General features: G+C 69.4%; 17 protein-coding genes and 1 tRNA gene. 5 read left to right on the forward strand and 13 right to left on the reverse strand.

The window, feature by feature from the left end; all coding sequences use genetic code 11:
* Positions 1–82: 82 nt before the first annotated feature.
* The 10 genes from K244_RS0106205 to oxlT all read right to left on the reverse strand — a co-directional run bounded on the left by K244_RS0106205 (position 83) and on the right by oxlT (position 11,383).
* Positions 83–2,098: a cation:proton antiporter gene (locus K244_RS0106205; protein WP_020185389.1), complete on the reverse strand. Its 2,016-nt coding sequence runs from the start codon at positions 2,096–2,098 to the stop codon at positions 83–85.
* Positions 2,099–2,252: 154 nt separating this feature from the next.
* Positions 2,253–2,468 (reverse strand): hypothetical protein, encoded by a 216-nt coding sequence (locus K244_RS0106210; RefSeq protein ID WP_020185390.1) that lies wholly within the window; start codon positions 2,466–2,468, stop codon positions 2,253–2,255.
* Between the two features lie 127 nt (positions 2,469–2,595).
* Positions 2,596–3,393, reverse strand: a complete 798-nt coding sequence (locus tag K244_RS0106215) for a fumarylacetoacetate hydrolase family protein (RefSeq protein ID WP_020185391.1) — start codon at positions 3,391–3,393, stop codon at positions 2,596–2,598.
* A complete protein-coding gene (locus K244_RS0106220) occupies positions 3,386–4,414 on the reverse strand; it encodes a 2-dehydropantoate 2-reductase (RefSeq protein WP_020185392.1) in 1,029 nt (342 codons plus the stop codon). The genes K244_RS0106215 and K244_RS0106220 overlap by 8 nt, the downstream gene beginning before the upstream one ends.
* Positions 4,415–4,528: 114 nt before the next feature.
* Positions 4,529–5,410, reverse strand: a complete 882-nt coding sequence (gene sucD / locus K244_RS0106225; protein ID WP_020185393.1) for a succinate--CoA ligase subunit alpha — start codon at positions 5,408–5,410, stop codon at positions 4,529–4,531.
* Between the two features lie 2 nt (positions 5,411–5,412).
* A complete protein-coding gene (sucC, locus tag K244_RS0106230; protein ID WP_024816346.1) occupies positions 5,413–6,588 on the reverse strand; it encodes an ADP-forming succinate--CoA ligase subunit beta in 1,176 nt (391 codons plus the stop codon).
* A gap of 123 nt (positions 6,589–6,711) precedes the next feature.
* Entirely contained in the window at positions 6,712–7,437 is a 726-nt protein-coding gene (locus K244_RS0106235; RefSeq protein ID WP_051460087.1) for a GntR family transcriptional regulator, read from the reverse strand.
* A 249-nt stretch (positions 7,438–7,686) separates the two neighbouring features.
* Positions 7,687–8,613, reverse strand: coding sequence for a succinate--CoA ligase subunit alpha (gene sucD, locus K244_RS0106240; RefSeq protein WP_020185396.1), 927 nt, complete (start codon positions 8,611–8,613; stop codon positions 7,687–7,689).
* A gap of 3 nt (positions 8,614–8,616) precedes the next feature.
* Positions 8,617–9,816 carry an ADP-forming succinate--CoA ligase subunit beta gene (gene sucC / locus K244_RS0106245; RefSeq protein WP_020185397.1) on the reverse strand — a complete coding sequence of 400 codons (1,200 nt, stop codon included), beginning with the start codon at positions 9,814–9,816 and terminating at the stop codon, positions 8,617–8,619.
* 244 nt (positions 9,817–10,060) lie between these two features.
* The gene (gene oxlT / locus K244_RS0106250; RefSeq protein ID WP_020185398.1) at positions 10,061–11,383 is read right to left on the reverse strand and encodes an oxalate/formate MFS antiporter; all 1,323 of its coding nucleotides are present in this window, start codon (positions 11,381–11,383) and stop codon (positions 10,061–10,063) included.
* Between the two features lie 879 nt (positions 11,384–12,262).
* Between oxlT and oxc the strand changes: the two genes are divergently transcribed.
* The 3 genes from oxc (at position 12,263) to K244_RS0106265 (ending at position 16,510) form a co-directional block, all read left to right on the forward strand.
* Entirely contained in the window at positions 12,263–13,981 is a 1,719-nt protein-coding gene (gene oxc, locus K244_RS0106255; RefSeq protein WP_036306300.1) for an oxalyl-CoA decarboxylase, read from the forward strand.
* A 174-nt stretch (positions 13,982–14,155) separates the two neighbouring features.
* Positions 14,156–15,433, forward strand: coding sequence for a formyl-CoA transferase (gene frc, locus K244_RS0106260; protein ID WP_020185400.1), 1,278 nt, complete (start codon positions 14,156–14,158; stop codon positions 15,431–15,433).
* A 144-nt stretch (positions 15,434–15,577) separates the two neighbouring features.
* Entirely contained in the window at positions 15,578–16,510 is a 933-nt protein-coding gene (locus K244_RS0106265; RefSeq protein WP_020185401.1) for a methionyl-tRNA formyltransferase, read from the forward strand.
* A 12-nt stretch (positions 16,511–16,522) separates the two neighbouring features.
* Here the strand turns inward: K244_RS0106265 and K244_RS0106270 are convergent, their stop codons facing one another.
* Both K244_RS0106270 and K244_RS0106275 read right to left on the reverse strand, forming a co-directional pair.
* Positions 16,523–17,401 (reverse strand): DUF6030 family protein, encoded by an 879-nt coding sequence (locus K244_RS0106270; protein ID WP_155931613.1) that lies wholly within the window; start codon positions 17,399–17,401, stop codon positions 16,523–16,525.
* A gap of 706 nt (positions 17,402–18,107) precedes the next feature.
* A tRNA-Pro gene (locus K244_RS0106275) sits at positions 18,108–18,184 on the reverse strand.
* A gap of 221 nt (positions 18,185–18,405) precedes the next feature.
* Between K244_RS0106275 and K244_RS0106280 the strand changes: the two genes are divergently transcribed.
* Positions 18,406–18,714 carry a hypothetical protein gene (locus K244_RS0106280; protein WP_020185402.1) on the forward strand — a complete coding sequence of 103 codons (309 nt, stop codon included), beginning with the start codon at positions 18,406–18,408 and terminating at the stop codon, positions 18,712–18,714.
* Positions 18,715–18,761: 47 nt separating this feature from the next.
* Positions 18,762–18,944 (forward strand): CsbD family protein, encoded by a 183-nt coding sequence (locus K244_RS0106285; RefSeq protein WP_020185403.1) that lies wholly within the window; start codon positions 18,762–18,764, stop codon positions 18,942–18,944.
* A gap of 130 nt (positions 18,945–19,074) precedes the next feature.
* On the opposite strand, the gene K244_RS22565 is transcribed toward K244_RS0106285, so the two are convergent.
* A complete protein-coding gene (locus K244_RS22565; RefSeq protein ID WP_020185404.1) occupies positions 19,075–22,569 on the reverse strand; it encodes an ATP-binding protein in 3,495 nt (1,164 codons plus the stop codon).
* Positions 22,570–22,754 lie beyond the last annotated feature (185 nt).

The following is a 22,754-nucleotide window of genomic DNA, read 5'->3' on the forward strand; positions in this document are numbered from 1 at the left end:
GAACGCCCGGGCCTTTCCCAAGGTCCGGGCGTTTTGCGTGCTGGGATGGGCGCGTTGGTACGTCTCGCAGTTCAGCCAAGCGTCACGCCGTTTTGGCCGGCGATGCGTCGGGATCCGTAGGCGAAGACGCGCCGTCCGACGCTTGCGCTGAAGCCTCGACCGTCGGCTCCGCCGTGGCCGACTGCGTGAGCGGAGCCGCGTCGTCCACGGGATCGGCCACCCCGGGATAGGCGCCGGCGACATGCTCCCGCGGACCCGGAGCGTCGCCGCGCGCCTTGGTCATCGGCTCGCCGATGCGCTCCAGCATGCCGCGTGCGATCTCTCGCTCGCCCATGATCACCACATCCGCGCCGAGCTTGGCGAGATGGTCGACCTCGGCGTCGGAATGCGCGCGGCCGATGATCAACAGGCCGGGGTTCTGGGCGCGCGCCTGCTCCGTCACCTGGCCGCCTTCGAAGGCGTCGGGGATCGCGACCGCGAGGCGCGTCGCGCCCTTGAGGTTGGCGAGCGCGAGCACGGCGGGATGGGCGGCGTTGCCGACGATGACCTCGACGCCCTTCTCGCGCAACTCGGCGATGCGCTTCTCGCTGTCCTCGATCACGAGGAACGGCGTGTTGGCGGACTTGAGCTGGTCCACCACGATCGCGCCCACGCGGCCGTAGCCGACCACGACGGCGTGGCCGCTGAGAGTTGTGGGCTCGGTCTCGCCCTCCGACTCGATGTCGGGAAGCGGCGGCTCCTTCTCCTCCTCCGGAGCCGGCCGGGCGCCGGGCGGAGCTGCGGCCGAAGGTTCCGACGCGGTGATCTCGACGGCTGGCGCCTCGGCGGACGGCGAGGACTGGCTCTGGCGCAGGATTCGCGCCTCGAGCCGCGGGCGGATGCGGTCGGCGGCGAAGAACACGATCGGGTTGAGGATGATCGACAGGATCGCGCCCGCCAGGATCAGGTCGCGGCCCTCCTCCGGGATCAGGTTCAGCCCGACGCCCAGCTCGGCCAGGATGAAGGAGAACTCGCCGATCTGCGCGAGACTGGCGGAGATCGTGAGCGCCGTGCCGACCGATCTTCGGAACGCCAGCACGATCAGGAACGCCGCCACCGACTTCCCGATCACGATGATGAACAGCGTGCCGACGACCGGCCACGGGTCCCGCACGATGATCGTCGGGTCGAACAGCATGCCGACGGAGACGAAGAACAGCACGGCGAAGGCGTCGCGCAGCGGCAGGCTCTCCTGCGCGGCGCGGTGCGAGAGCTCGCTCTCGGAGAGGATCATCCCGGCGAAGAACGCGCCGAGCGCCAGCGACACGCCGAAGAGCTTGGCCGCTCCGAAGGCGACGCCGAGCGCGATCGCCAGCACGCCGAGGCGGAACAGCTCGCGCGAGCCGGTGTGCGCGATGCGGTGGAGCAGCGCCGGAATCAGACGGCGGCCGACGACGAGCATCAGCGCGACGAACAGCGCCACCTTCAGCAGCGTGACGCCGATGACGCCGGTGAGGCCAAGGTCCACGTTCAGGGCGCGACTGATCAGCAGCGCGACCGGATCTCCGTGGGCGGCGTCGCCGCCCTGCCCGCTCGCGATCCCGGCGGCGGCTGGAATCAGCACGAGCGCGAGGACCATCGCGAGGTCTTCGACGATCAGCCATCCGACGGCGATCTTGCCGCGTTCGCTCTCGACCAGTCGCCGCTCCTGCAGCGCCTTCAGCAGCACGACGGTCGACGCGACCGAAAGCGCGAGGCCGAACACGAGGCCGCCGCCGTGCGACCAGCCCATCAGCCAGGCGAGAGCCCAGCCCATGGCGGTCGCGACCGCCATCTGCGCGATCGCGCCCGGCAGCGCGACGCCGCGCACCGACAGCAGGTCCTTCAGCGAGAAGTGCAGTCCCACGCCGAACATCAGCAGGATCACGCCGATCTCGGCGAGCTCCGGCGCGAGCTGCTGGTCGGCGACGTAGCCCGGCGTGTGCGGACCGACCAGGACGCCGGCGACGAGGTAGCCGACGAGCGGCGGAAGTCGGAAACGGTTCGCGATGGCCCCGAGAATGAACGCCAACACGAAACCCGCGACGATCGTCGAGATCAGCGGCGTTTCATGCGGCATCGGCCACGTCTCCTGAGGCGTTATGTGATGGGATGCCGCAGTATGCAGGCGCACGCGCGCCGGCGCCATGCCGGACCCGGCGCAGAGAGCGATTTTCGTTTCGAATGATCAGAGAGTCGCGCTCACGAGAGCGCGAGCGCGCGGACCAGGCCGGTCAGCGGCTCGCGCGGGCCGGCTGAACCACCTCGGCCTGGTCGCCGTCCGCCGTCATCGCCGCCTCGAGACGGCGAAGCGCCGCGTGCTTGGCGTCGGAGTCGTCGCCGAATCGCGTGAGGTAGCGGTCGAGAATCCGGTCGGCCAGATCGCCGTCGGCGTCGCCCATCATCTTGAGAACCGCGACGATCGCGCGCTCCAAATCGGGCATGGTCATCGGCGTTCCTCGTGGAGGGGGTCTTGGTCGTCGGCATTTGACGACGTCAGGCTTAACGCCGGTGTAGGCGCAGCCCGGCACGACATGGGGCCGGTTGCGCGGAGGCCAAGCCCCCCAAGCCAAGGTCTCATTGAACGAAGCGGTTGCGGAGCGTCCCGACGCCTTCGATCGTCACCTCGACGATGTTCTCCGGCTCTCTCATCGCGCCGACGCCGACCGACGTGCCGCACATGATCAGGTCGCCCGGCTCCAGCGTCATGTCGAACGACAGCCGGCTCACCAGCTCCGCCGGCTCGAAGAACATGTCGGCGACGGGGTAGTTCTGACGCTCGGAGCCGTTGAGCACGGTCCTGATCACGAGCGCGCTCGGATCGAGCCCGGTGGCGACGCCGGGGCCGAAAGCCCCGAACCCGTCGAAGCTCTTTGCCCGCGCCCACTGCGCGAAGGACTTGTCCTTGTCGATCAGGTCCGCCGCGGTGACGTCGTTCACGCAGGTGTAGCCGAAGATCGCGGCTTCGGCCTCGGCCGGCGTCGCTTCGCGGCAGGTCGCGCCGATGACGACGCCGAGTTCGCCCTCGAACACCACGCGCCCGCCGTAGGACGACGGCCGACGGATCGTCGCGTCGGAGCCGATCGCCGAGGACGACGCCTTCAGGAGGTAGAGCGGCTCGTCCGGCGGGGTCTGCCCGAGCTTCTCGGCGAGGCCCCGGAGGTTTTTCCAGAGCGCGATGATCTTGCCTGGCGTCGTAGGCGCGAGCAGTTCGACGTCGCTGAGCGCGACCGTCTCGCCGGTCGCGGTCGGGCCTGCGAACATGTCGCCTTCGTGCACCTCGACGACGTCGCCGACCAGGCGGCCGAAGCCTACCTGTCCGGCCCGGTCGAACCGCACCCAGAGCGCGGTCGCGACGGCGGTCGCCTCAACCATTGGCCACCTTCAGCGGCTGCTCCTCGATTACCTCTTCCGGAAAGGTCGGATAGACGCCGAGCGAACGGCCCATCTGTTTGGTCAGGCCGAGCACGAGGTCGATCATGGGCGTCGCGACGTTGGCGAGACGGCCCATCTCCTGCACGGACGAGAGCAGGGCGTCGAGTTCGATCGCCTTCCCGGCCTCCACGTCCTGCAGCATCGAGGTGCGGTGCGCGCCGACGCGGGCGGCGCCGTTGATGCGACGCTCGACGTCCACCTTGAAGGTGGCGCCGAAGGTCTCGCCGATCTGCTGCGCCTCGAGCATCATGCTCTTGGCCAGCGCCCGCGTGGCGGGATCGGTCGCCACCACGTCCAGCGTGGCGCGGGTGATCGCCGAGATCGGATTGAAGCAGAGGTTGCCCCAGAGCTTCAGCCAGATGTCGTCGCGGATGTCGTCGTAGACGCGCGCCTTGAGCCCGCTCGCGTTGATCGCGTCGGCGAGCCGGGTCAGGCGCTCGGTCTTGCGCCGGTTGGGCTCGCCGAGACCGAAGGCGTCGCCGTAGATGTGCTTGATGACGCCCGGCTCGGTGATCTCGGTCGCCGGGTAGACCGTGCCGCCGATCACGCGTTCCGGGCGGATCGCGTTCCACTGTCGGTCGCCGGGGTCGACGCTCTGCAGGCGCAGGTCGCCGAAATCGCCGTCGAGGCCGTGGAAGTACCACCACGGCACGCCGTTCTGCATAGTCACGACCGCGGTGTGGTCGCCCATCAGCGGCGCCATGTCTTCCGCCGACTCCCAGGCCTGATGCGCCTTGAGGCCGTTGATGACGTAGTCCTGCGGCCCGAGCTCCGCTGCGTTCTTGGTCGCCGGCATCTCGGCGACGAGCTCCTGCCCGTCGATCAGCAGCTTCAGCCCCCGCTCCTTGATCGCCGCGAGATGCGGCCCGCGCGCGACGAGCGAGACGTCCACGCCTGAGCGCTTCAGCATCACCGCCATGTAGCCGCCGATGGCGCCGGCCCCATAGATGCAGATCTTCATCGCGTCAGTCTCCCGTGTGGTCGTGGCGCCGCGCGAGGCTCGGCCAAATGTCGTGATGTCGCGGCGACGCCCGGCCGCGCGGGCGGCCGGCTCCGCGCTGCGGCCCTCGAGGCGTCAGTGCGTCTTCGCGAGCGCCTCGGCCATGGTGCGGCCGACGAGGCCGGCGCTCGGCGCGATGCGCACGCCCGCCTGCTCCAGCGCCGCAATCTTTGCGGAGGCCGCCGCGGCCCCGCCGATCGCCAGCGCGCCGGCGTGGCCCATGCGGCGCTCGGCCGGGGCGTGGGCGCCGACGATGAGCGCGACGATCGGCTTCGAGGGCTTCGCCTCGCGGATGAACTCGGCCGCCTCCTGCTCCTCGAAGCCCCCGATCTCGCCGATGAGGACGACGCCTTCCGTCTCGGGATCGGCGAAGAACAGCTCGAGGCAGTCCCGCATGGAGAGCCCGTGGATCGGATCGCCGCCCACGCCGACGGTCGTCGATTGGCCAAGGCCGGCGGCGCTCACCTGCGCCACCACCTCGGAGGTGAGCGAGGCCGAGCGCGACACGATCCCGACGCCGCCCGGACGCTCCGAGCCCGTCGCCATCACGCCGAGCTTGGCGACGCCCGGCGCGAGCACGCCCTGGCTGTTCGCGCCGACGAGACGGGTGCGGGAGCCGGCGAGCGCCTCGCGCACGCGGATCATGTCGAGCAGGGGCACGCGCTCGGTGACGGTCACCACCAGCGGGATCTCCGCCTCGATGGCCTCGATCATGGCGGCCGCGGCGGAGGCCGGCGGCACGAAGATGATGCTGGCGTTCGCGCCCGTCTCGTCGCGCGCGGCGGACACCGTGTCGAACACCGGGAGGTTCAGGTGCGAGCGGCCGCCCTTGCCCGGGCGAACGCCGCCGACGACCTTGGTGCCGTACTCCATCATTTGCGTGACGTGGTGCGTGCCGGCCCAGCCGGTGATGCCCTGGCACATGACGCGCGTGTTCTTGTCGAGCAGGATCGCCATGCTCAAGCCCTCCCGCTGGCGGCGACGGTGACGGCGCGCTGGGCCGCCGACGCCATGTCCGGCTCCTCGATCACCGCGCAGCCGAAGTTCTTGAACCGCGTGCGGGCGAACTCCGCGTTGAGTCCGGCGAGGCGGACGACGACGGGCAACGACCGGCCGGAGCGGCGAAGCGCGACGCCGAGGCCCTCCGCGATGGTGTCGCAGGACTGCATGCCGCCGCCGTGCACGTTGACCAGCAGCGTCTTGATCGCCGGATTGTCGAGGAGCAGCGCGAAGCCGTGCGCGATGTCGAGGCTCGTCGCCGTGGTGCGGATGTCCATGAAGTTCGCCGGGCGGCCGCCCGCCGCCTTCACCATGTCGAGCGTCGCGAGGCCAAGCCCCGCGCCGTTGGAGACGAGGCCGATGTCGCCGTCGAGCTGGACGAAGTTCAGCTGATCGCGCTGCGAGGTCAGCTTCACCCGGTCGTCGTCGTCCTCGTCGCGCAGGGAGGCGAGGTCGCGGTGGCGGAACAGCGCGTTGTCGTCGAGCGTCATCTTGACGTCGAGCGCGAACAGGTCGCCATCGGCGGTGACCGCGAGCGGGTTGATCTCGATCAGGCTGGCGTCGAGCTCGATAAAGGCGCGGCGAAGCCCGGCGACGAGCGTCGCCGCCTTCGCCTGCGTGGCCCCCTCGAGACCGATCGCGGCGAGAAACGCGTCGAGCTCCGCCGGGTCCGGCTCCGCGCCGACCGACAGCGTCATCCGCTCGCGGACGAGGTTGCCTTCGCGCTCGCGCCGCTCGATCTCCTCGCCGCCCTGGGCCGCGCCCAGCAGCGCGAAGCCGCCGAGAGCGGGCTCCACCACAAGCGCGAGATAGATCTGCTTGGCGGCGGGGGTCGCGGCTTCGACGTAGACGCGGCGGACCGTCAGGCCGCCCTCGCCCGTCTGGGCGGTCACGAGCTTCTTGCCGAGCAGCGCCTCGGCGGCGGACCGGACCATAGCGGGCCCATGCGCCATGCGGACGCCCCCGGCCGCGCCGCGTTCGCCGGCGTGGATCTGGGCTTTCACCGCAAGCGGCGCGACGCCGAGGTCCCGGGCGATGCTTTCGGCTTCCGCAGCCGTGATGGCGACCGCCCCCTTGGGGCAGGGCAATCCGTAGTCGGCCAAGAGGCTCTTCGCCTGAAACTCATGAAGTCTCATTGGCCCCTCACCCTATCCCAAGCGTTCCCAGGCGGTCCGCATGCGCGGCGAGGTCATTGGTATAACTAATGCCAGAGACTGCCTATTAACAGAAAGGCTGAAGGCCGCGGAGGATCGAAGGCCTCAGTCGAAGATGTCGCCGTGCTCGTCGACGTAGGTCGACAGGCCGAGGGTGTGGTCGCGCGAGAACCGTTCGGCGGCGTCGGCGTCGCGCTTCTCCAGCGCCTCAATGATGTTGAGATGTTCCACGATCGAGCGGCTCGCGCGGTCGTCGCGGCCGATTGTGATCTGGCGGATGCCGCGCACGTGCACCAGCAGGTTCGCCGTCATGTCCGCCAGCACCTTGGAGCCGCTGAGGCGGATGAGAGTCTGGTGAAACAGGATGTTCGCCTGGGAGTACTCGCTGACGAAGTCGGACGGCTTGTGCTCTTCGCCGAAGTCCTTGAACAGCGTCCGGAGCGTCGCGATCGCCTCGTCGGACGCATTCTGGGTCACGAGCCGCGCCGCCATGCTCTCGAGCGCGGCCCAGGCCTGGACCATCTCCACGACTTCGCGCCGGGTCTTCTTCAGCACCATGATGCCCCGGCGCGGCATCGACTTCACGAAGCCCTCTTGCTCGAGCATCGCGATCGCCTCGCGGACGGGCGTCCGGCTGACCCCGAGGCGCTCCGAGAGCTGGCGTTCGTCGATCCACGTCGGCTCCGGCGTGGAGTAGATGTCCATGTTGACGATGGCCTGCTTCAGCGCGGCGTAGACCTTGGTCTTGAACGTCTGCTCCGGCGCGAAGCGCTCCAGCACCAGTTCGGAGGCGGCTTCGTCCCCGACAGGCCAACGCAGCGGGACTTTCACGGCGCGGCTCTCCTTGACGCTCTTCATCGACATACTTGCCGGATACCAGATGCCAGATGCGTCACGAAAGCCTCCTTTGGACGAGACGCCGCAGCGCAACGGCGGGCGCGGGCGAGACGGTCTTGAGATTTTCGATCGGCGCCGCGCTTCGAGCGCTTCGATCGGCCGCAGGCGCGAACGCTTGAGTCCGCGGAAATGGAAAGAGGCGGCCCGTCGGACCGCCTCTTTGGTTGCGCTATACGCGTTGCGTTAGAACGACCCTCCGGCCACGCGGGCGGGTCGAACGTCGCCGTCCCCCTTCAGCAATTCCACCAGCGTTTTCCCCAGCCGTGCGGGGCTGGGGGACACCCGGACGCCGGCGGCTTCCATGGCGGCGATCTTGTCGTCCGCGCCGCCCTTGCCGCCCGAGATGATCGCGCCCGCATGCCCCATCCGACGGCCCGGAGGCGCCGTGCGGCCCGCGATGAAGCCGACCGTCGGCTTGGCCCGCCCGCGCTTGGCCTCGTCGGCCAGGAACTGCGCCGCGTCCTCCTCCGCCGAGCCCCCGATCTCGCCGATCATCACGATCTGCTCGGTCTTCGGGTCGGCCAGAAACATCTCCAGCATGTCGATGAACTCGGTCCCCTTCACGGGATCGCCGCCGATGCCCACCGCCGTGGTCTGGCCGAGGCCCTCACGCGTCGTCTGGAACACCGCCTCGTAGGTCAGCGTCCCCGAGCGCGACACCACGCCCACCGTGCCGCGGCTGAAGATGTTGCCCGGCATGATGCCGATCTTCGACTCGCCCGCCGTCACCACGCCGGGGCAGTTCGGGCCGATGAGGCGCGTCTTCGAGCCCACGAGCGCCCGCTTCACCCGCACCATGTCGAGCACCGGCACGCCCTCGGTGATGCACACCACAAGCGGGATCTCCGCCGCGATCGCCTCGAGGATCGCGTCCGCCGCCCCCGCCGGCGGCACGTAGACCACCGAAGCGTCGGCGCCGGTCGCCTCGCGGGCCTCCCGCACCGTGTCGAACACCGGAAGGTTCAGGTGCGTCTGCCCGCCCTTCCCCGGCGCCACGCCGCCGACCATCCTGGTCCCGTAGGCGATCGCCTGCTCGGAGTGGAACGTGCCGTTCTTGCCGGTGAAGCCCTGGCAGATGACTTTGGTGGTCGCGTCGATCAGGATCGACATGGCTCAGGCCCCCTTCTTCACGGCGGCCACGATCTTCTGCGCGGCGTCGTCCAGGTCGTCCGCCGGCAGCACGTTCAGCCCGCTCTCGGCGATGATTCGCTTGCCTTCCTCGACGTTCGTGCCCTCGAGCCGAACGACCAGCGGGACCTGAAGCCCCACCGCCTTCACCGCCGCGATCACGCCGCGCGCGATCACGTCGCACTTCATGATCCCGCCGAAGATGTTGACGAGAATCCCCTTCACCTGCGGGTCCGCGGTGATGATCTTGAACGCCGCCGTCACCTTCTCCTCCGTCGCGCCGCCGCCGACGTCCAGGAAGTTGGCCGGCTCCTCGCCGTAGAGCTTGATGATGTCGAGCGTCGCCATCGCGAGACCCGCCCCGTTCACCATGCAGCCGATGGTGCCGTCGAGCGCGATGTAGGCGAGGTCGTGCTTCGAGGCCTCGATCTCCTTCTCGTCCTCCTCCGTCAGGTCGCGGAGCTCGGCCAGCTCCGGATGCCGGTAGAGCGCGTTCGAATCGAACGTCACCTTCGCGTCGAGGCAGCGCAGCTTGCCGTCCTTCGTCACGATCAGCGGGTTGACCTCGAGCATCGCCATGTCGGTCGCGACGAAGGCGCCGTAGAGCTTCTCGACCACCGAGCCCGCCTGCTTGGCGAGGTCGCCCGACAGCCCCAGCGCCTTGGCGATGGTGCGCCCATGGTGCGGCTGCACCCCCGTCGCCGGGTCCACCGTGATGGTGTGGATCTTCTCAGGATGACTGTGCGCCACATCCTCGATGTTCATGCCGCCTTCGGTCGAGACGACGAAGGCCACATGGCCGGAGTCTCGGTCCACCAACGCCGACAGATAGAACTCCTTGGCGATGTCGGAGCCTTCCTCGACGTAGAGGCGATTCACCTGCTTGCCGGCGGGGCCGGTCTGCAGCGTCACCAACGTCCGGCCTAGCATCTGGCGGACGTTCGCCTTCACCTCATCCACCGAACGCGACAGACGAACGCCGCCAGCCTCGCCCGCGTCCGGCTCGACGAACTTCCCCTTGCCGCGGCCGCCGGCGTGAATCTGCGACTTCACCACCCACACCGGGCCGCCGAGAGCGTTCGCGGCGTTGTCCACGTCATCGAGGGAGAAGATCGGGAAGCCGTTCGGCACGGGCGCGCCGTGCTCGCGAAGAATGCTCTTCGCCTGGTATTCGTGAATGTTCATCAAGCGCTCTCAGCTGGAGAAGGAGGCGTGTCGGCGGCGGATCCGCCCGGCGGGACCGAGGGGGCGTCGAGGGGTGCGTCACGTCTTCTGCCGCATCTCGGCTCGAAGCTCGATCGTCTTTTCGGCGGGGGCCGGTCGAAAGAACCTCTCATGAAAAGGCCCCCGGAGCCGAAGCGCCGGGGGCCGAGGAGCCGCGGACGGACGCGCGGAGGGCTAGCGCGCCCGCGAACCGCGGGAACCGTAATCAGGCGGTGGCGACGCGCGGCGCGGGAGCCGCGTCGATCTCGGCCTGAGCCTTGGCGACCACCGACTTGCGCCAGGGCTTGAGCACGGCGATCGCGAGGATCGAGGCCGCGATGTTCGCGCCGGCGGCGATCAGGAAGACGCCGTCCCACGAGCCCTGGGCCTGCTGCATGTAGTTCGCGAAGGGCACCAGCAGCGCCGCCGTGCCCTTGGCGGTGTAGAGCATGCCGGCGTTGGTGGCGGCGAACTTGGAGCCGAAGGTGTCCGTGCAGGTCGCCGGGAACAGCGAGTAGATCTCGCCCCAGGCGAAGAACACGAAGCCCGACAGCAGCACGAACCACACCGGATCCGAACCCCAGAGGTACAGCAGGTAGATGCCGACGCCTTCCATCGCGAAGGCGATGAACATGGTGTTCTCACGGCCGATCTTGTCGGAGATCCAGCCGAAGAAGGGGCGGGTCAGGCCGTTCAGGATGCGGTCGATGGTGGCGGAGAAGGTCACGACCGTCATGGTCAGGCCCACGAGCGTCACGTCGACCTTGTCGATGTGCAGGTCGGCGGCGATCGGCTTCAGGTTGGCGGTGATCATCAAGCCGCCGGCGCCGACGGCGACGAACATGGCGTACATCAGCCAAAAGATCGGCTGGCGGAGCACTTCGGTCGGACGGTAGTTGCGGCGGCTCTGGGCGTTCGCGGCGTTGAACGCGACCGCGGGCGTCTGACCCATCTTCGGAGCGACGAGGAAGATCGCCATCGCGCAGATGACGACGGCCTGGCCGATGCCGAAGTTGATGAAGGCGGCCTGGTAGCCCGAGTTCGCGATCATCGACTGGATCGGGGCGACGGTGAGGGCCGCGCCCGCGCCGAAGCCGGCGGCCGTGATGCCGGCCGCGAGGCCGCGCTTGTCGGGGAACCACTTCAGGGCGTTGCCCACGCAGGTGCCGTAGACGGCGCCGGCGCCGATGCCCGCGATCACCTGACCGAGATAGAACTGATTAAGCGACGAGGCGTAGCCGTTGATCACCCAGCCGACGCCGCACAGCACGCCGCCGAAGATCACGACGACGCGCGGGCCGTACTTGTCGACGAACCAGCCTTCGACCGGCACGAGCCAGGTCTCGAACAGCACGAACAGGGTGAACGCCCACTGGATCGCCGCGCGATCCCATCCGAACTGCTTCTGAATGTCGGGGACGAAGAACGTCCACCCGTATTGCAGGTTGGCGATCATCACCATGCAGATGACGCCGACGGCCAATTGCGTCCAACGATAGGCGTCGCTGACGCGGTGGCCGGGCTCCCCGGCCTGTAGCGCTGTGGTCATTTCCTACCCCTGAGAATTTTTCTCGTTACGTGGCGTTGTTCGCTCACTGGGGCCATCTTGGTATCCGTTATGCCAAACGTGCAAGGGACGAAATGTTCGTTCGTCTCCGTGCTGCGTCGCACAACAAATCTCCAATAACGAGAAAGAGGCGCCCGGTCGTGGTCTACTGGCGCACCATAACCGGAGCGGCCCGCGCTTTGGAAACGACGCCTTAGTCGAATGCGAGATAGCGTCGCTGCGACGCTTAGACGCTTAGAGCGCCACCGACTTCGTGAGGTTGAAGCGCCAGCGTCGCGGGCGTCAGGGCCGAGGCGAAGGCCCGATCGACCCGGGTCGTCGACGGCGAGCGGGCCTGCCGTCGGAGCCGTCCGGCGATGGGGTTCGCCGATCGGGCGGATCACGCCTTCTATTAAACGAAAGTATTGCTCATCGTGTATTTGGCATACCACTACTGCTCACGGAACCGCGAGAAAGCCGTGTCCGCTCCGTGGCTTTTGCGTTGCAGCATACGTCAATAGGCCATCCCGTCGCAGGTCTCGTTGACGTTTCGTATCTGGCATGCCAGATTTTGGCGCACCTGATGACGAGCGTTCCGAACGGCGCGACAGGCGGACCCGAGGCGGCCTTTTAGCCTCTCGCCCGGCGCGGGATCGGATCATCGTCTGGCCCCCGCGCAACCGCGCGGAAAAGCGAGGAACAGCGGCCGAAGAGCCGACGCCACGCGATTTCGAAGTCTGGCAGGCGCGTCATAGCGCCGCTTCGAGAATTGGGCCGTTCGTCGGCCTCAACGCAAAAAAGCCCCTGGAGGAATGTCCCATGTCGAGCGCCGCAGCCCTTAAAATCGAATCGCCCGCCGAAGAACGGAACCTCGCGCCCGCGATGGACCCGCAGATCGCGGCGGAGCCTGAGCTCACCGACGGCTTTCACCTCGTCATCGACGCGCTGAAGCTGAACGACATCACCACCATCTACGGCGTTCCCGGCATTCCGATCACCGACCTCGGCCGCCTCGCGCAGGCCGAGGGGATGCGCGTCATCTCCTTCCGCCACGAACAGCACGCCGGCAACGCCGCGGCGATCGCGGGCTTCCTGACCAAGAAGCCCGGCGTGTGCCTCACGGTTTCGGCCCCCGGCTTCCTGAACGGCCTCACCGCTCTCGCGAACGCCACGACCAACTGCTTCCCGATGATCCTCATCTCCGGCTCGTCCGAGCGCGAGATCGTCGACCTGCAGCAGGGCGACTACGAGGAGATGGACCAGCTCGCCATCGCAAAGCCGCTGTGCAAGGCCGCGTTCCGCGTGCTGCATGCGGAGGACATCGGGATCGGCGTCGCCCGCGCGATCCGCGCCGCGGTCTCCGGCCGTCCGGGCGGCGTCTATCTCGACCTGCCCGCCAAGCTGTTCAGCCAGGTGCTCGACGCGACCAAGGGCGAGAAGTCGCTCGTCAAGGTGATCGACGCCGCGCCGGCCCAGATCCCAGCCCCATCCGCCGTCAAGCGGGCGCTCGAGGTCCTCAAGGGCGCGAAGCGTCCGCTCATCGTGCTCGGCAAGGGCGCGGCCTACGCCCAGGCCGACGACCTCGTGCGCGAGCTCGTCGAGCGCACCGGCATTCCCTACGTGCCGATGAGCATGGCGAAGGGCCTGCTGCCCGACACCCACCCGCTGTCGGCCGGCGCCGCGCGCTCCACCGCGCTCAAGGATTCGGACGTCGTGCTGCTGGTGGGCGCCCGCCTGAACTGGCTGCTCAGCCACGGCAAGGGCAAGACCTGGGGCGCGCCCGGCTCCAAGAAGTTCATTCAGATCGACATCGAGCCGAAGGAAATGGACTCGAACGTCGAGATCGTCGCGCCGGTGGTCGGCGACATCGGCTCCTGCGTCGAGGCGCTGCTCGCGGGCGTCGACGCGAACTGGCCGGCCGTTCCGTCCGACTGGACGGAGACCCTGAAGGCCAAGAAGGAGGCGAACGTCTCCAAGATGGCCGCCAAGCTCGGCAAGAACGCGGCTCCGATGGACTTCCACGGCGCCCTCGGCGCGCTGAAGACGGTGATCCAGGAGCGGCCCGACGCGATCCTCGTGAACGAGGGCGCGAACACGCTCGACCTCGCCCGCGGCATCATCGACATGCACCAGCCGCGCAAGCGCCTGGACGTCGGCACCTGGGGCATCATGGGCATCGGCATGGGCTTCGCCATCGCCGCGGCGGTTGAGACCGGCAAGCCGGTGCTGGCGGTCGAAGGCGACTCCGCCTTCGGCTTCTCCGGCATGGAGGTGGAGACGATCTGCCGCTACAACCTGCCGGTGTGCATCGTCGTCTTCAACAACAACGGCATCTACCGCGGCACGGACGTGAACCCGACCGGCGGCGAGGACGTCGCCCCGACGGTGTTCGTCGCGGACGCCCGCTACGACAAGATGATGGAGGCCTTCGGCGGCGTCGGCGTGAACGTGACGACGCCGGACGAGCTGAAGCGCGCGGTCGACGCGGCGATGGACTCGGGTCGCCCGACCCTCATCAACGCCGTCATCGACCCGGCCGCCGGCACCGAGAGCGGCAACATCGGCAGCCTCAACCCCCAGAGCGTCGTCAAGAAGAAGTAACGCTCCCGCGACAGGTCTCCGACGGCCAACCGCCGGAGACCAAGAGTCGCACGAGGTATATCTAATACCAGAGCCGCATTGACGGCGCGGTCTCCGCGCCGTCATCTGGCCGTGACAACCGTCGACCGGGCGCCTGCAGGGTCGACGCGACGGAATGAGAGACAGGGAAGCATTATGAGCAAGGCTCTCGAAGGCGTCCGCGTGCTGGACTTCACCCACGTCCAGTCGGGTCCGACCTGCACGCAGCTGCTCGCCTGGTTCGGCGCCGACGTGATCAAGGTCGAGCGCCCCGGCGTCGGCGATGCGACCCGCGCGCAGCTGCAGGACATCCCGGATGTGGACAGCCTCTATTTCACGATGCTGAACCACAACAAGCGCTCCATCACGCTCGACTCGAAGAACGCGAAGGGCAAGGAGGTGCTGTGGCGCCTCGTGAAGGAGTGCGACGTGCTCGTCGAGAACTTCGCGCCCGGCGCGCTCGACCGCATGGGCCTCACCTGGGAGAAGATCCAGGAGGCGAACCCGCGCATGATCCTCGCGTCCGTGAAGGGCTTCGGTCCCGGCCGCTACCAGGACTGCAAGGTCTATGAGAACGTCGCGCAGTGCGCCGGCGGCTCGGCCTCGACCACCGGTTTCCGCGACGACCTCCCGATGGTGACCGGCGCCCAGATCGGCGACAGCGGCACGGGCCTTCATCTCGCGCTTGGCATCGTCACCGCCCTGTTCCACCGCACCCATTCCGGCGTCGGCCAGCGGGTCGACTGCGCCATGCAGGACGCCGTGCTGAACCTTTGCCGCGTCAAGCTGCGCGACCAGCAGCGCCTCCAGCACGGCCCGCTGCGGGAGTACAGCCAGTTCGGCGAGGGCGTCGAGTTCGGCGAGAGCGTGCCGCGCGCCGGCAACGACAGCGGCGGCGGTCAGCCCGGCCGCATCCTGAAGTGCAAGGGCTGGGAGCACGATCCCAACGCCTATCTCTACTTCATCACCCAGGCCCCGGTGTGGGAGCCGATCTGCGACATCATCGGCGAGCCGGACTGGAAGACCGATCCGGGCTACGCCACCCCGAAGGCGCGCCTGCCGCACCTGAACGAGATCTTCACGCGCATCGAGGCGTGGACCATGAAGCACGACAAGTTCGAGGCCATGGACATTCTCAACAAGTACGACATCCCCTGCGGGCCGATCCTCTCCATGAAGGAGATCGCCGAAGACGACTCGCTCCGGCAGTCGGGCACCGTGGTCGAGGTGGATCACCCGACCCGCGGCAAGTACCTGACGGTCGGAAGCCCGATCAAACTCTCCGGCAGCCCGGTCGAGGTCGAGCGTTCGCCGCTGCTGGGCGAGCACACCGACGAGATCCTGCGTCAGGTGCTGGGCTATTCCGACAACGAGATCGCGGAGATCGAGGGGTCGGGCGCCGTGGGCCAGATCCAGCGCCTCGCGGCCGAGTAATCACCGCTCCTTGCGGCCCGCCCGCTGCGCCTTTCCGGGAAGGACGTCCAGAACGTCCCGGAAAGACGCGGCGGGCGGTTTTTTATGTCGGGCGGTTCCGCTACGCATCTGTTCCGGCGCCGCCGCCAGAACGGAGACTGATCCATGCGCATCGTGGTCCACGGCCAGCAGGCCTTCGGCAAGGCGGTCCTGGAGGCGCTGATCGCCCGCGGCGAGACCGTCGTCGCGGTCTATGTCGCCCCTGAGAAAGAGGGCCAGAAGCCCGACCCCCTGAAGGAGGCGGCGCTCGCCCACGGCCTCGAGGTGCGGCAACCCGCGTCGTACAAGTCGGACGAGGTCGCGGAGGCCTTCCGGGCGCTCAAGCCCGACCTGCAGGTCATGGCTTTCGTGACGCTGTTCGTGCCGTCGAGCTTCCTCGCCATCCCGACCCACGGCTCGATCCAGTACCACCCGTCGCTGCTGCCGGCCTACCGCGGCGCCTCCGCCATCAACTGGCCGATCATCAAGGGCGAGACCGAGACCGGCCTGTCGATCTTCTGGCCCGACGACGGGCTCGACACCGGCGACGTGCTTCTGCAGAAGACCACCCCGATCGGCCCGAAGGACACGCTCGGCTCAGTCTACTTCGACCGGCTGTTCCCGATGGGCGTCGAGGCGATGCTGGAGGCCGTCGATCTGGTGAAGGCCGGGACCGCGCCCCGCATCCGCCAGGACGAGGACAAGGCGAGCTACGAGGGAATCTGCCGCGTGGCGAACGCGAAGATCGACTGGGGCAAGCCCTGGGAGCAGATCGACCGCCTGATCCGCGGCTGCAACCCCTCCCCCGGCGCCTGGACGACGCTGGACGGCCAGACCGTCAAGATCCTCGACGCCGTCCCTCTCCCCGCCAAGACGCCGAAGGACATCGCCGGCAAGCTCGGCGAAGTGGCGGGCGTGGACGCGGACGGCGTGCTGGTGGTCTGCGCGGATGGACGCTTCCGGGTCACCCGCGTGCAGCCCGAGGGCGGCGCGAAGACGCCCGCGGGCGAATGGGCGGCGGCTACGAACCTGGCGACCGGCGTGCGCTTCGGGCTCTGACGGGGCTCGCCGTCAGCGCCACGGCGGGGCGACGACGAATCGCGCCGGATCGAGGATCGCTCCGTCGTCGTAGAAGGTCATGAGCACGTTGAGGCGGACCTCGGCGCCGTCCTCGCGCAGCAGTTCGTAACGGGCGCCGTGCTCCTCGAGCCGGAGGCTCGCCTTTTGCGCGATCGCCCGCAGCACGCGCGGCGGAGCCGGCCAGCCGAGCGTCGCGTGCAGTCCTTCGAGGGCCTCGGTCGCCGCGCGGGTGACCTCCCGGTCGTCGCCCGGCTTCAGCACGTTGAGCTTCAGCCGGACTACATCCACCGCGGTCGGCCGTCCGCCCCGGAGGGTGACGATCAGGCTCGACCCGCTCTCGCCGAGGGCCTGATAGGCCAGGCAGTACCAGCCTGGCGATGTCGGCAAAGGTCCCGGCGTGACGGGAGCCTCGGGCAAGCCAAGCTGCCGGAGCCGGCCGCAGAGCTGCGCGGGGGTCGCCTCCAGGCGGCGCATGAAGCGCGTGGGGCGTGCAAACGGCTCCCGCAGCCAGGCGTCGTCGAAGGCGGAGGCCGGCTCTTCGGCCGGCGGGGTCTCCGCGGCGGCCGGGGGCGCGACGACCTCGGGAGCGGTCGGGGCTGGCGCTGCGACGGCGTGGACCTGTCGCGCGTCGTCGATCAGTCCGGTCTGGGCTGAGATCCGCCAGATCGCGATCGAGAACACCAGCAGCACGAGCCCCAGGACCGCGCCGCCGAGCGCCGCCGGCGCCCAATCCGGCGCGCGGCGCCTGGTTCCGGCGGGATGCGGGTTCGGCCGAGGGTTCCGGCGATGGGCCAGGCCGCGAATCGCTGCCGCCGTCGTCGCGGACCGTCGGCGGACCGCGAGCGCCGCGGCGCCGACGGCCGATCTCATGCGCGCCGCCGCGCCGCCGGGCGGCCGCACAGGAACGACGGGCCGCGCCACGGCCATGGGCTTGGACCCCGGCGGGGTCCCGCGGCGGAACCGCCTCTTCGCCCGGTCCCGGGACGCGACGAGGCGCTCCCCGGCCGCGCGCGACCACCGCGCGCCATGGACGCGAAGTCGCTGGGCCAGGGCGGCGGGCGCCGCGCGAAGGGCGCCGGCGCTGTGCGGTTTGCGACGGCCCTTGGGGCCTGCCGCCGGCGAACCGGTCCGCGCCTTGGCGGCCGCCCCCGCTGCCCGCGCCTTGACTTGGCCGAGCGAACGGTCGGCCGCCCGGCGCGCCGCCTCGGCCTGCGCCCGCAGCCACGCCAGGAGCCGTTCGATCCAGCGCGTCACCGTTGTCGCCGCCCGCCTCGCATGTCCGCACGCGCCGCGGACCCACGGTCCGGACGCCACGTCCGCCGATCCATGCGACGGCGGCAAAGCGCGGTCAACGGGTGTCGGGCCGGGCGGTCGAAGAGGGCGCAGCGGCTCAGCGCTGTCAAGCCGATGATGCGCCTCGTGGGCGTCGCGGCGGCGGTCGAGAAGAGTCTGCTGGGGGGCGGAGCCGGTGGTCGCCAGCCGACGCGTCAGAGCGTGCAGGCCCGGCGGACAACGAGGGACGCATCGCCCAAAGTTGGGCGGCGGATCGGGATATCCGCGGCGTCCTGAAGTCGGCTGGTCGGAGTGGCAGGATTCGAACCTGCGACCCCCTCGTCCCGAACGAGGTGCGCTACCAGGCTGCGCTACACTCCGCGGCCGACGGCGGCCCTTATAGGAGGACCAGCAGCGCTCCGCAAGCGGGCAAACGCATGCGACGCCTTCCCTTTTCACAGGCGCGTCGTTCAAGAGGCGCCGCTCGGCGCACGGCCGGATGGAACTCCTGTTCCGGCCGCACGTTTAGCCGCCACTCCCGCCGCCGACGGCGGCGCTGGTCCGGCGCTCAGGGCGCTGGACAACGAAAGGATTTGAGCGACATGGCGGACCCCAACATCTCCGAAAAAGTCGACGATCTGGCCGACGGCGTGAAGTCCGCGGGACGTAGCGCCGGCGAAGGCGCGCGCGCAGCGGGCGAGAGCGTGGGCGAGGCCCTCGACGACGCCGGCGACACGGCCGAGCGCCGCCTGCGTCGCGCCAACCGCTCCGGGCGGACCGCCTACGCTGAAGCCGAAGATCGATTCGAGAGCGAGTTCGAAGGCATCGAGGACACCATCCGGCGCAATCCGATCGCGGCCACCGGCGCGGCGCTGCTTGTCGGCGTCGTTCTCGGCCGGTTTTTCCTCTGATCCGATTGGTTCATCGCGGCGCTTGGCGCCAGAACAGGGAGAGTGACATGGACAAGAACACCGTGAAGGGCGCCCTCAAGGAGGCCGTAGGCAAGGGCAAGGAAGGCGTGGGCAAGGTCTCCGGCAACGTCGGCCTCGAAGCCGAGGGCAAAGCGGAGCAGGTCGAGGGCAAGGCCCAGAAAACCGTGGGCAAGACCGCCGACGCCGCCCGGTCTGCCCTGAAGCACTGAACCTCCCATCTGGATGCGGCGTCTGCGCCGCCCCCGGACCGGGCAGCCGCGCCGTCTTTGCGCATCTGAGGCGGCGGTCTGGAAATGAGATCCGGAAGGCCGGTCGCCACGCGATCGGCCTTCTCTGCGCCTACCCCTGCCGCGTCCGTCGCACCGGGCCCGCATCGGTCGAATTGGGCTGGCCCACAAGGCGCCGCACAGCGTCGACAAGCGCCGAGAGCGATGTGCGAGACTTCGTCAGCGCCGCGGCGGCTTGGGGCGCGACGTCGCCGTCGACGTCGTGCGCGGAGAAGATGATCGCGGGTATTGGACGCGGCGTCGTCGCTTCGAGATCGGCCAGCAGCTCAAGCCCGCTTCCGTCACCCAGCGCCACGTCGATGATCGCGAGATCGAACGCGGTGTCCACGAGCCGCGCGCGCGCCTCGATCAGGCTGCGCGCGGACACGACGTCCGCGATCGGCGTGACGGCGGCGGCCACCACCTTGCAGAGGTCCGCGTCGTCCTCGACGTGAAGAATCTTGGGTCGGCCGCCGCGCGGTCGCAGCCGGTCGCGAAGAAGCCCCGAAAGGCGCTGGACGTCGACGGGTTTCTCAAGCCACGCCACGACGTCGAGCATCGCCGCGCGGGCGTCGCGGCGGCCGGCGTCCGCTTCCGCGGAGACCACGATGATTGGGGTCATGGCAGTCGCGGCGGACGCGCGCAGATCGCGGATCAGAGTGATGCCGTGGCCGTCCGGGAGCCTCAGATCGACCAGGATGGCCTGGACGTCCGCTGTCGCGGCCGCCTTCGCGCTTCGCACCGTCGTCGCCAGAATGGTGCGGAAGCCCGCGTCGGACAGCTGCTCGGACAGGATCGCGCCGATGATCGCGTCGTCCTCGCACACAAGGATACAAGGCCGTCTGTCCAGCGCGGGCGCCGACGCGGTCGCCCGCTCCTCCCGAATCCGCGGCAAGCGCACCTGGAACTCGGCGCCCTCCCCCGGCTCGCTGACGAAACCCACGGACCCGGCGTGCCGCTCCACGATCTCCTTTACGATGGCGAGGCCGAGCCCCGTCCCGCCCTTGCGGCGGCTGTCGGAGCCGTCGGCCTGGGCGAACTTCGAGAAGACGTGCGGCCGGAACCCGATCGGGACGCCCGGGCCGCGGTCGCGCACCCTCAGCCGCGCGGCGGCGCCGTCCACGTCGATGGTGACGGTGACCGTCTCTCCCTTTGGGGAGAACTTGATGGCGTTCGAGATCAGGTTGGTCGCCACCTGGCTCAAGCGGTCGGCGTCGCCGCGCACGATGGTCGCCTCCGTTCCGCCCACCACCTCGACATGGACGTCGAACGACTGGGCGTAGCCCCTGAGGCCGTTCACGGCGTCCTCGACCAAGGCCTCGAGCGCCACTGGTCCAAGATCGAAGGCCATGCGGCCCGCTTCGATCTTCTCGATATCCAGGATGTCGTTGATGAGCCGGACCAGGCGCAAGCTGTTGGCGTGGGCGATGCCGATCAGATGGCGCGCCTTGTCTCCCAGCGGACCGGCGACCCCTTCCGCGAGCAGCCCGAGCGACCCGGCGATCGAGGTGAGCGGCGTGCGCAGTTCGTGGCTGACAGTCGACACGAACTCCGTTTTCATGCGCTCCACGCGCTTGCGCTCGCTGATGTCGCGGGCGCTGACGAACACGCGCTCCACGTCCCCGTCGGCGTCCTTCAGCGGCACGTAGACGACCTCGTAGGCGGCCGGCATGCCGCGCACGACCGCCTCGCGCTCGGCCGCGAACGGCTGCCGGGAGTCGACCGCCGTGCGCAGATCCGCCTCGAGCGCGAGCCCGGTTCCACCGGGAAAAATCTCCGCGGGCGTCCGCCCGACCACATCCTCCTGGCGCAGCCCGCTCGCCTGCGCGGCCGCGCCGTTCCAGGTCTCGACGCGAAACGCGTCGTTGGGCTCCACGCGCAGGACCGCTTTGGAATCGGGAGAATGGTCGAACAGGCCGCGGAACAGCGCTTCCGCCTCGACCAGCCGGCGCTCCCGGTCGCGGATCGCCGCCGCGGTCGCCGTGAGCGCGCGGCTCAGCATCCCGATTTCTCCGCGCGCGCCGACCGGCGAACGGTCCTCCGAATCGTCGCCCTGAAGCCGCTGGGCATAGGCCGTCAGGCGTCGGACGGGGCGAAGCACCAGGATTTCGGTCCCGAACACGCCAAGCGCCACGGAGGCGGCCAGCAGGGCGCTGATCAGGCCGAGGCGACGGTTCATCCGGGCGTCGATCGGCTCGACGATCTGGCGCTTGGGCAGGCCGACGATGAGCTGGCCTTCGCTGAAGGCGAGAGGACGCGCGACGAACACGAAGGGCTCGCCCCCGTCGCCCGGCGCTTCGAACGCGGCCTTGCGGGCCGAGAGCATGTCGGCCGGCGCGCGGGAGAACGCCGGCGCGCCGATCTGATCGCGGTCCTCCGGGCGTCGCGCGATGACGACGCCGTCCTTGTCGACCAGCGTCAGCACAACCTCGCGGTCGCCTCCGGCTGCGAGCCGGTCGAGCGGGTCGCCCAGAGCCTCGAGATTGATGATGGCGCCGACGAGCACCTTCGCGCCGTCGGGGAGCAGCAGAGGCTGCACGACCGCGATCGACGCGCGGGACTGCACCTTGGTGACGATGTAGCCGCTGACGGTGAAGCTCTGGGTCGCGAAGGCTGTGCGGACGTAGTCACGATCGCCGAGGGAGACCGGGCGTGCGCTGCGTCCCGGGGAGCACAACAGGTCGCCGGAACGCCCGACGACGAACAGCGACGACGTCAGCCCATTCAAACTGGCGAAGCGCGCGACGGTCGCGTCGCAAGCGGGCCCTGGCGTGCGGATCTCGGGAAAACGCGCGAGGAAGACCAGCGTGCGCCGCACCTGCTCGATGACGGCGTCCTGCTGCTCGACGCCGAGGCGGGCGAGGCCCGCGAGCCGCGTCTCCACCTGCTTGAGCGCGATGTCCCGCTCGGCGCTCGCGAAGTACACCGTCAGCGCCGCGAGCGGCGTTAGCGCGAGCACGCCGACCGGCGCGATCCGCCAGCGCAGCGTCGAGGACTGCCGCGCCAGTCCGATGGCGAGATGCAGCAGCGCGAGCGCCGCGGCGTTCGGCAGCGAGACCTCGCCGAAGCCCGTCACGGCGGCGAGTGCGGCAGGCTTCATCGCATAGAGCGCCAACGCGAAAACGGCGATCGCGACGCCGATGAGCCGGAACGCCTGGCGCAGGTTCTCGGCGAGGCTCGATCCCACGTTGGCGAGCGCGAGGGCGAGCGCGGTGCAGAGCACGGCGGCGACCGGAGCGTAGGCGAGTTGCGCTCCGCCGGACCCGCTCGAAGCCGCCGCGGCCAGGACGTGCGCCAGGACCCCGACGGCGACCAGCGCCGCGAGCGCGGCTCCTGCCCTCTGGAACGAGCGCATCGGCGCGTAGGCCCCAGCGCAGGCGGCGGCCAGCAGCACCAGGGCCCCGTCCACCCACGCCGCGCCGGAGGTCGACGCCAGGGCGGCGATGTTGAGATTCGGCCAGCCGAAGGTCGCGTTGAGCCCGGACAGGGCCGCGACCACGCCGGCGGCCGCCGCGCAGACGCCCGCCGCCCAGTGCCGCGGCTTCACCAGAAGCGATCGAGACGACATCGACGACCGTCCTGGCCGCGTGATCGGGGAGCGGCACGCTACGACAGAAACGCGCGGGTTGGGAATCACCCCGTTGCAGCGCCGGGCGGGCGCTTGGCGCATGCGCCGGGCCTCCCGCGATCACGGCGGTCCACGGGCTGCGCCCCGCCGTCCTTTCTTTACCCCCGCGGGATTGCTTCCTCGCC

Origin of the sequence: Methylopila sp. 73B (genome assembly GCF_000526315.1) — a bacterium.
Taxonomy (GTDB): Bacteria; Pseudomonadota; Alphaproteobacteria; order Rhizobiales; family Methylopilaceae; genus Methylopila.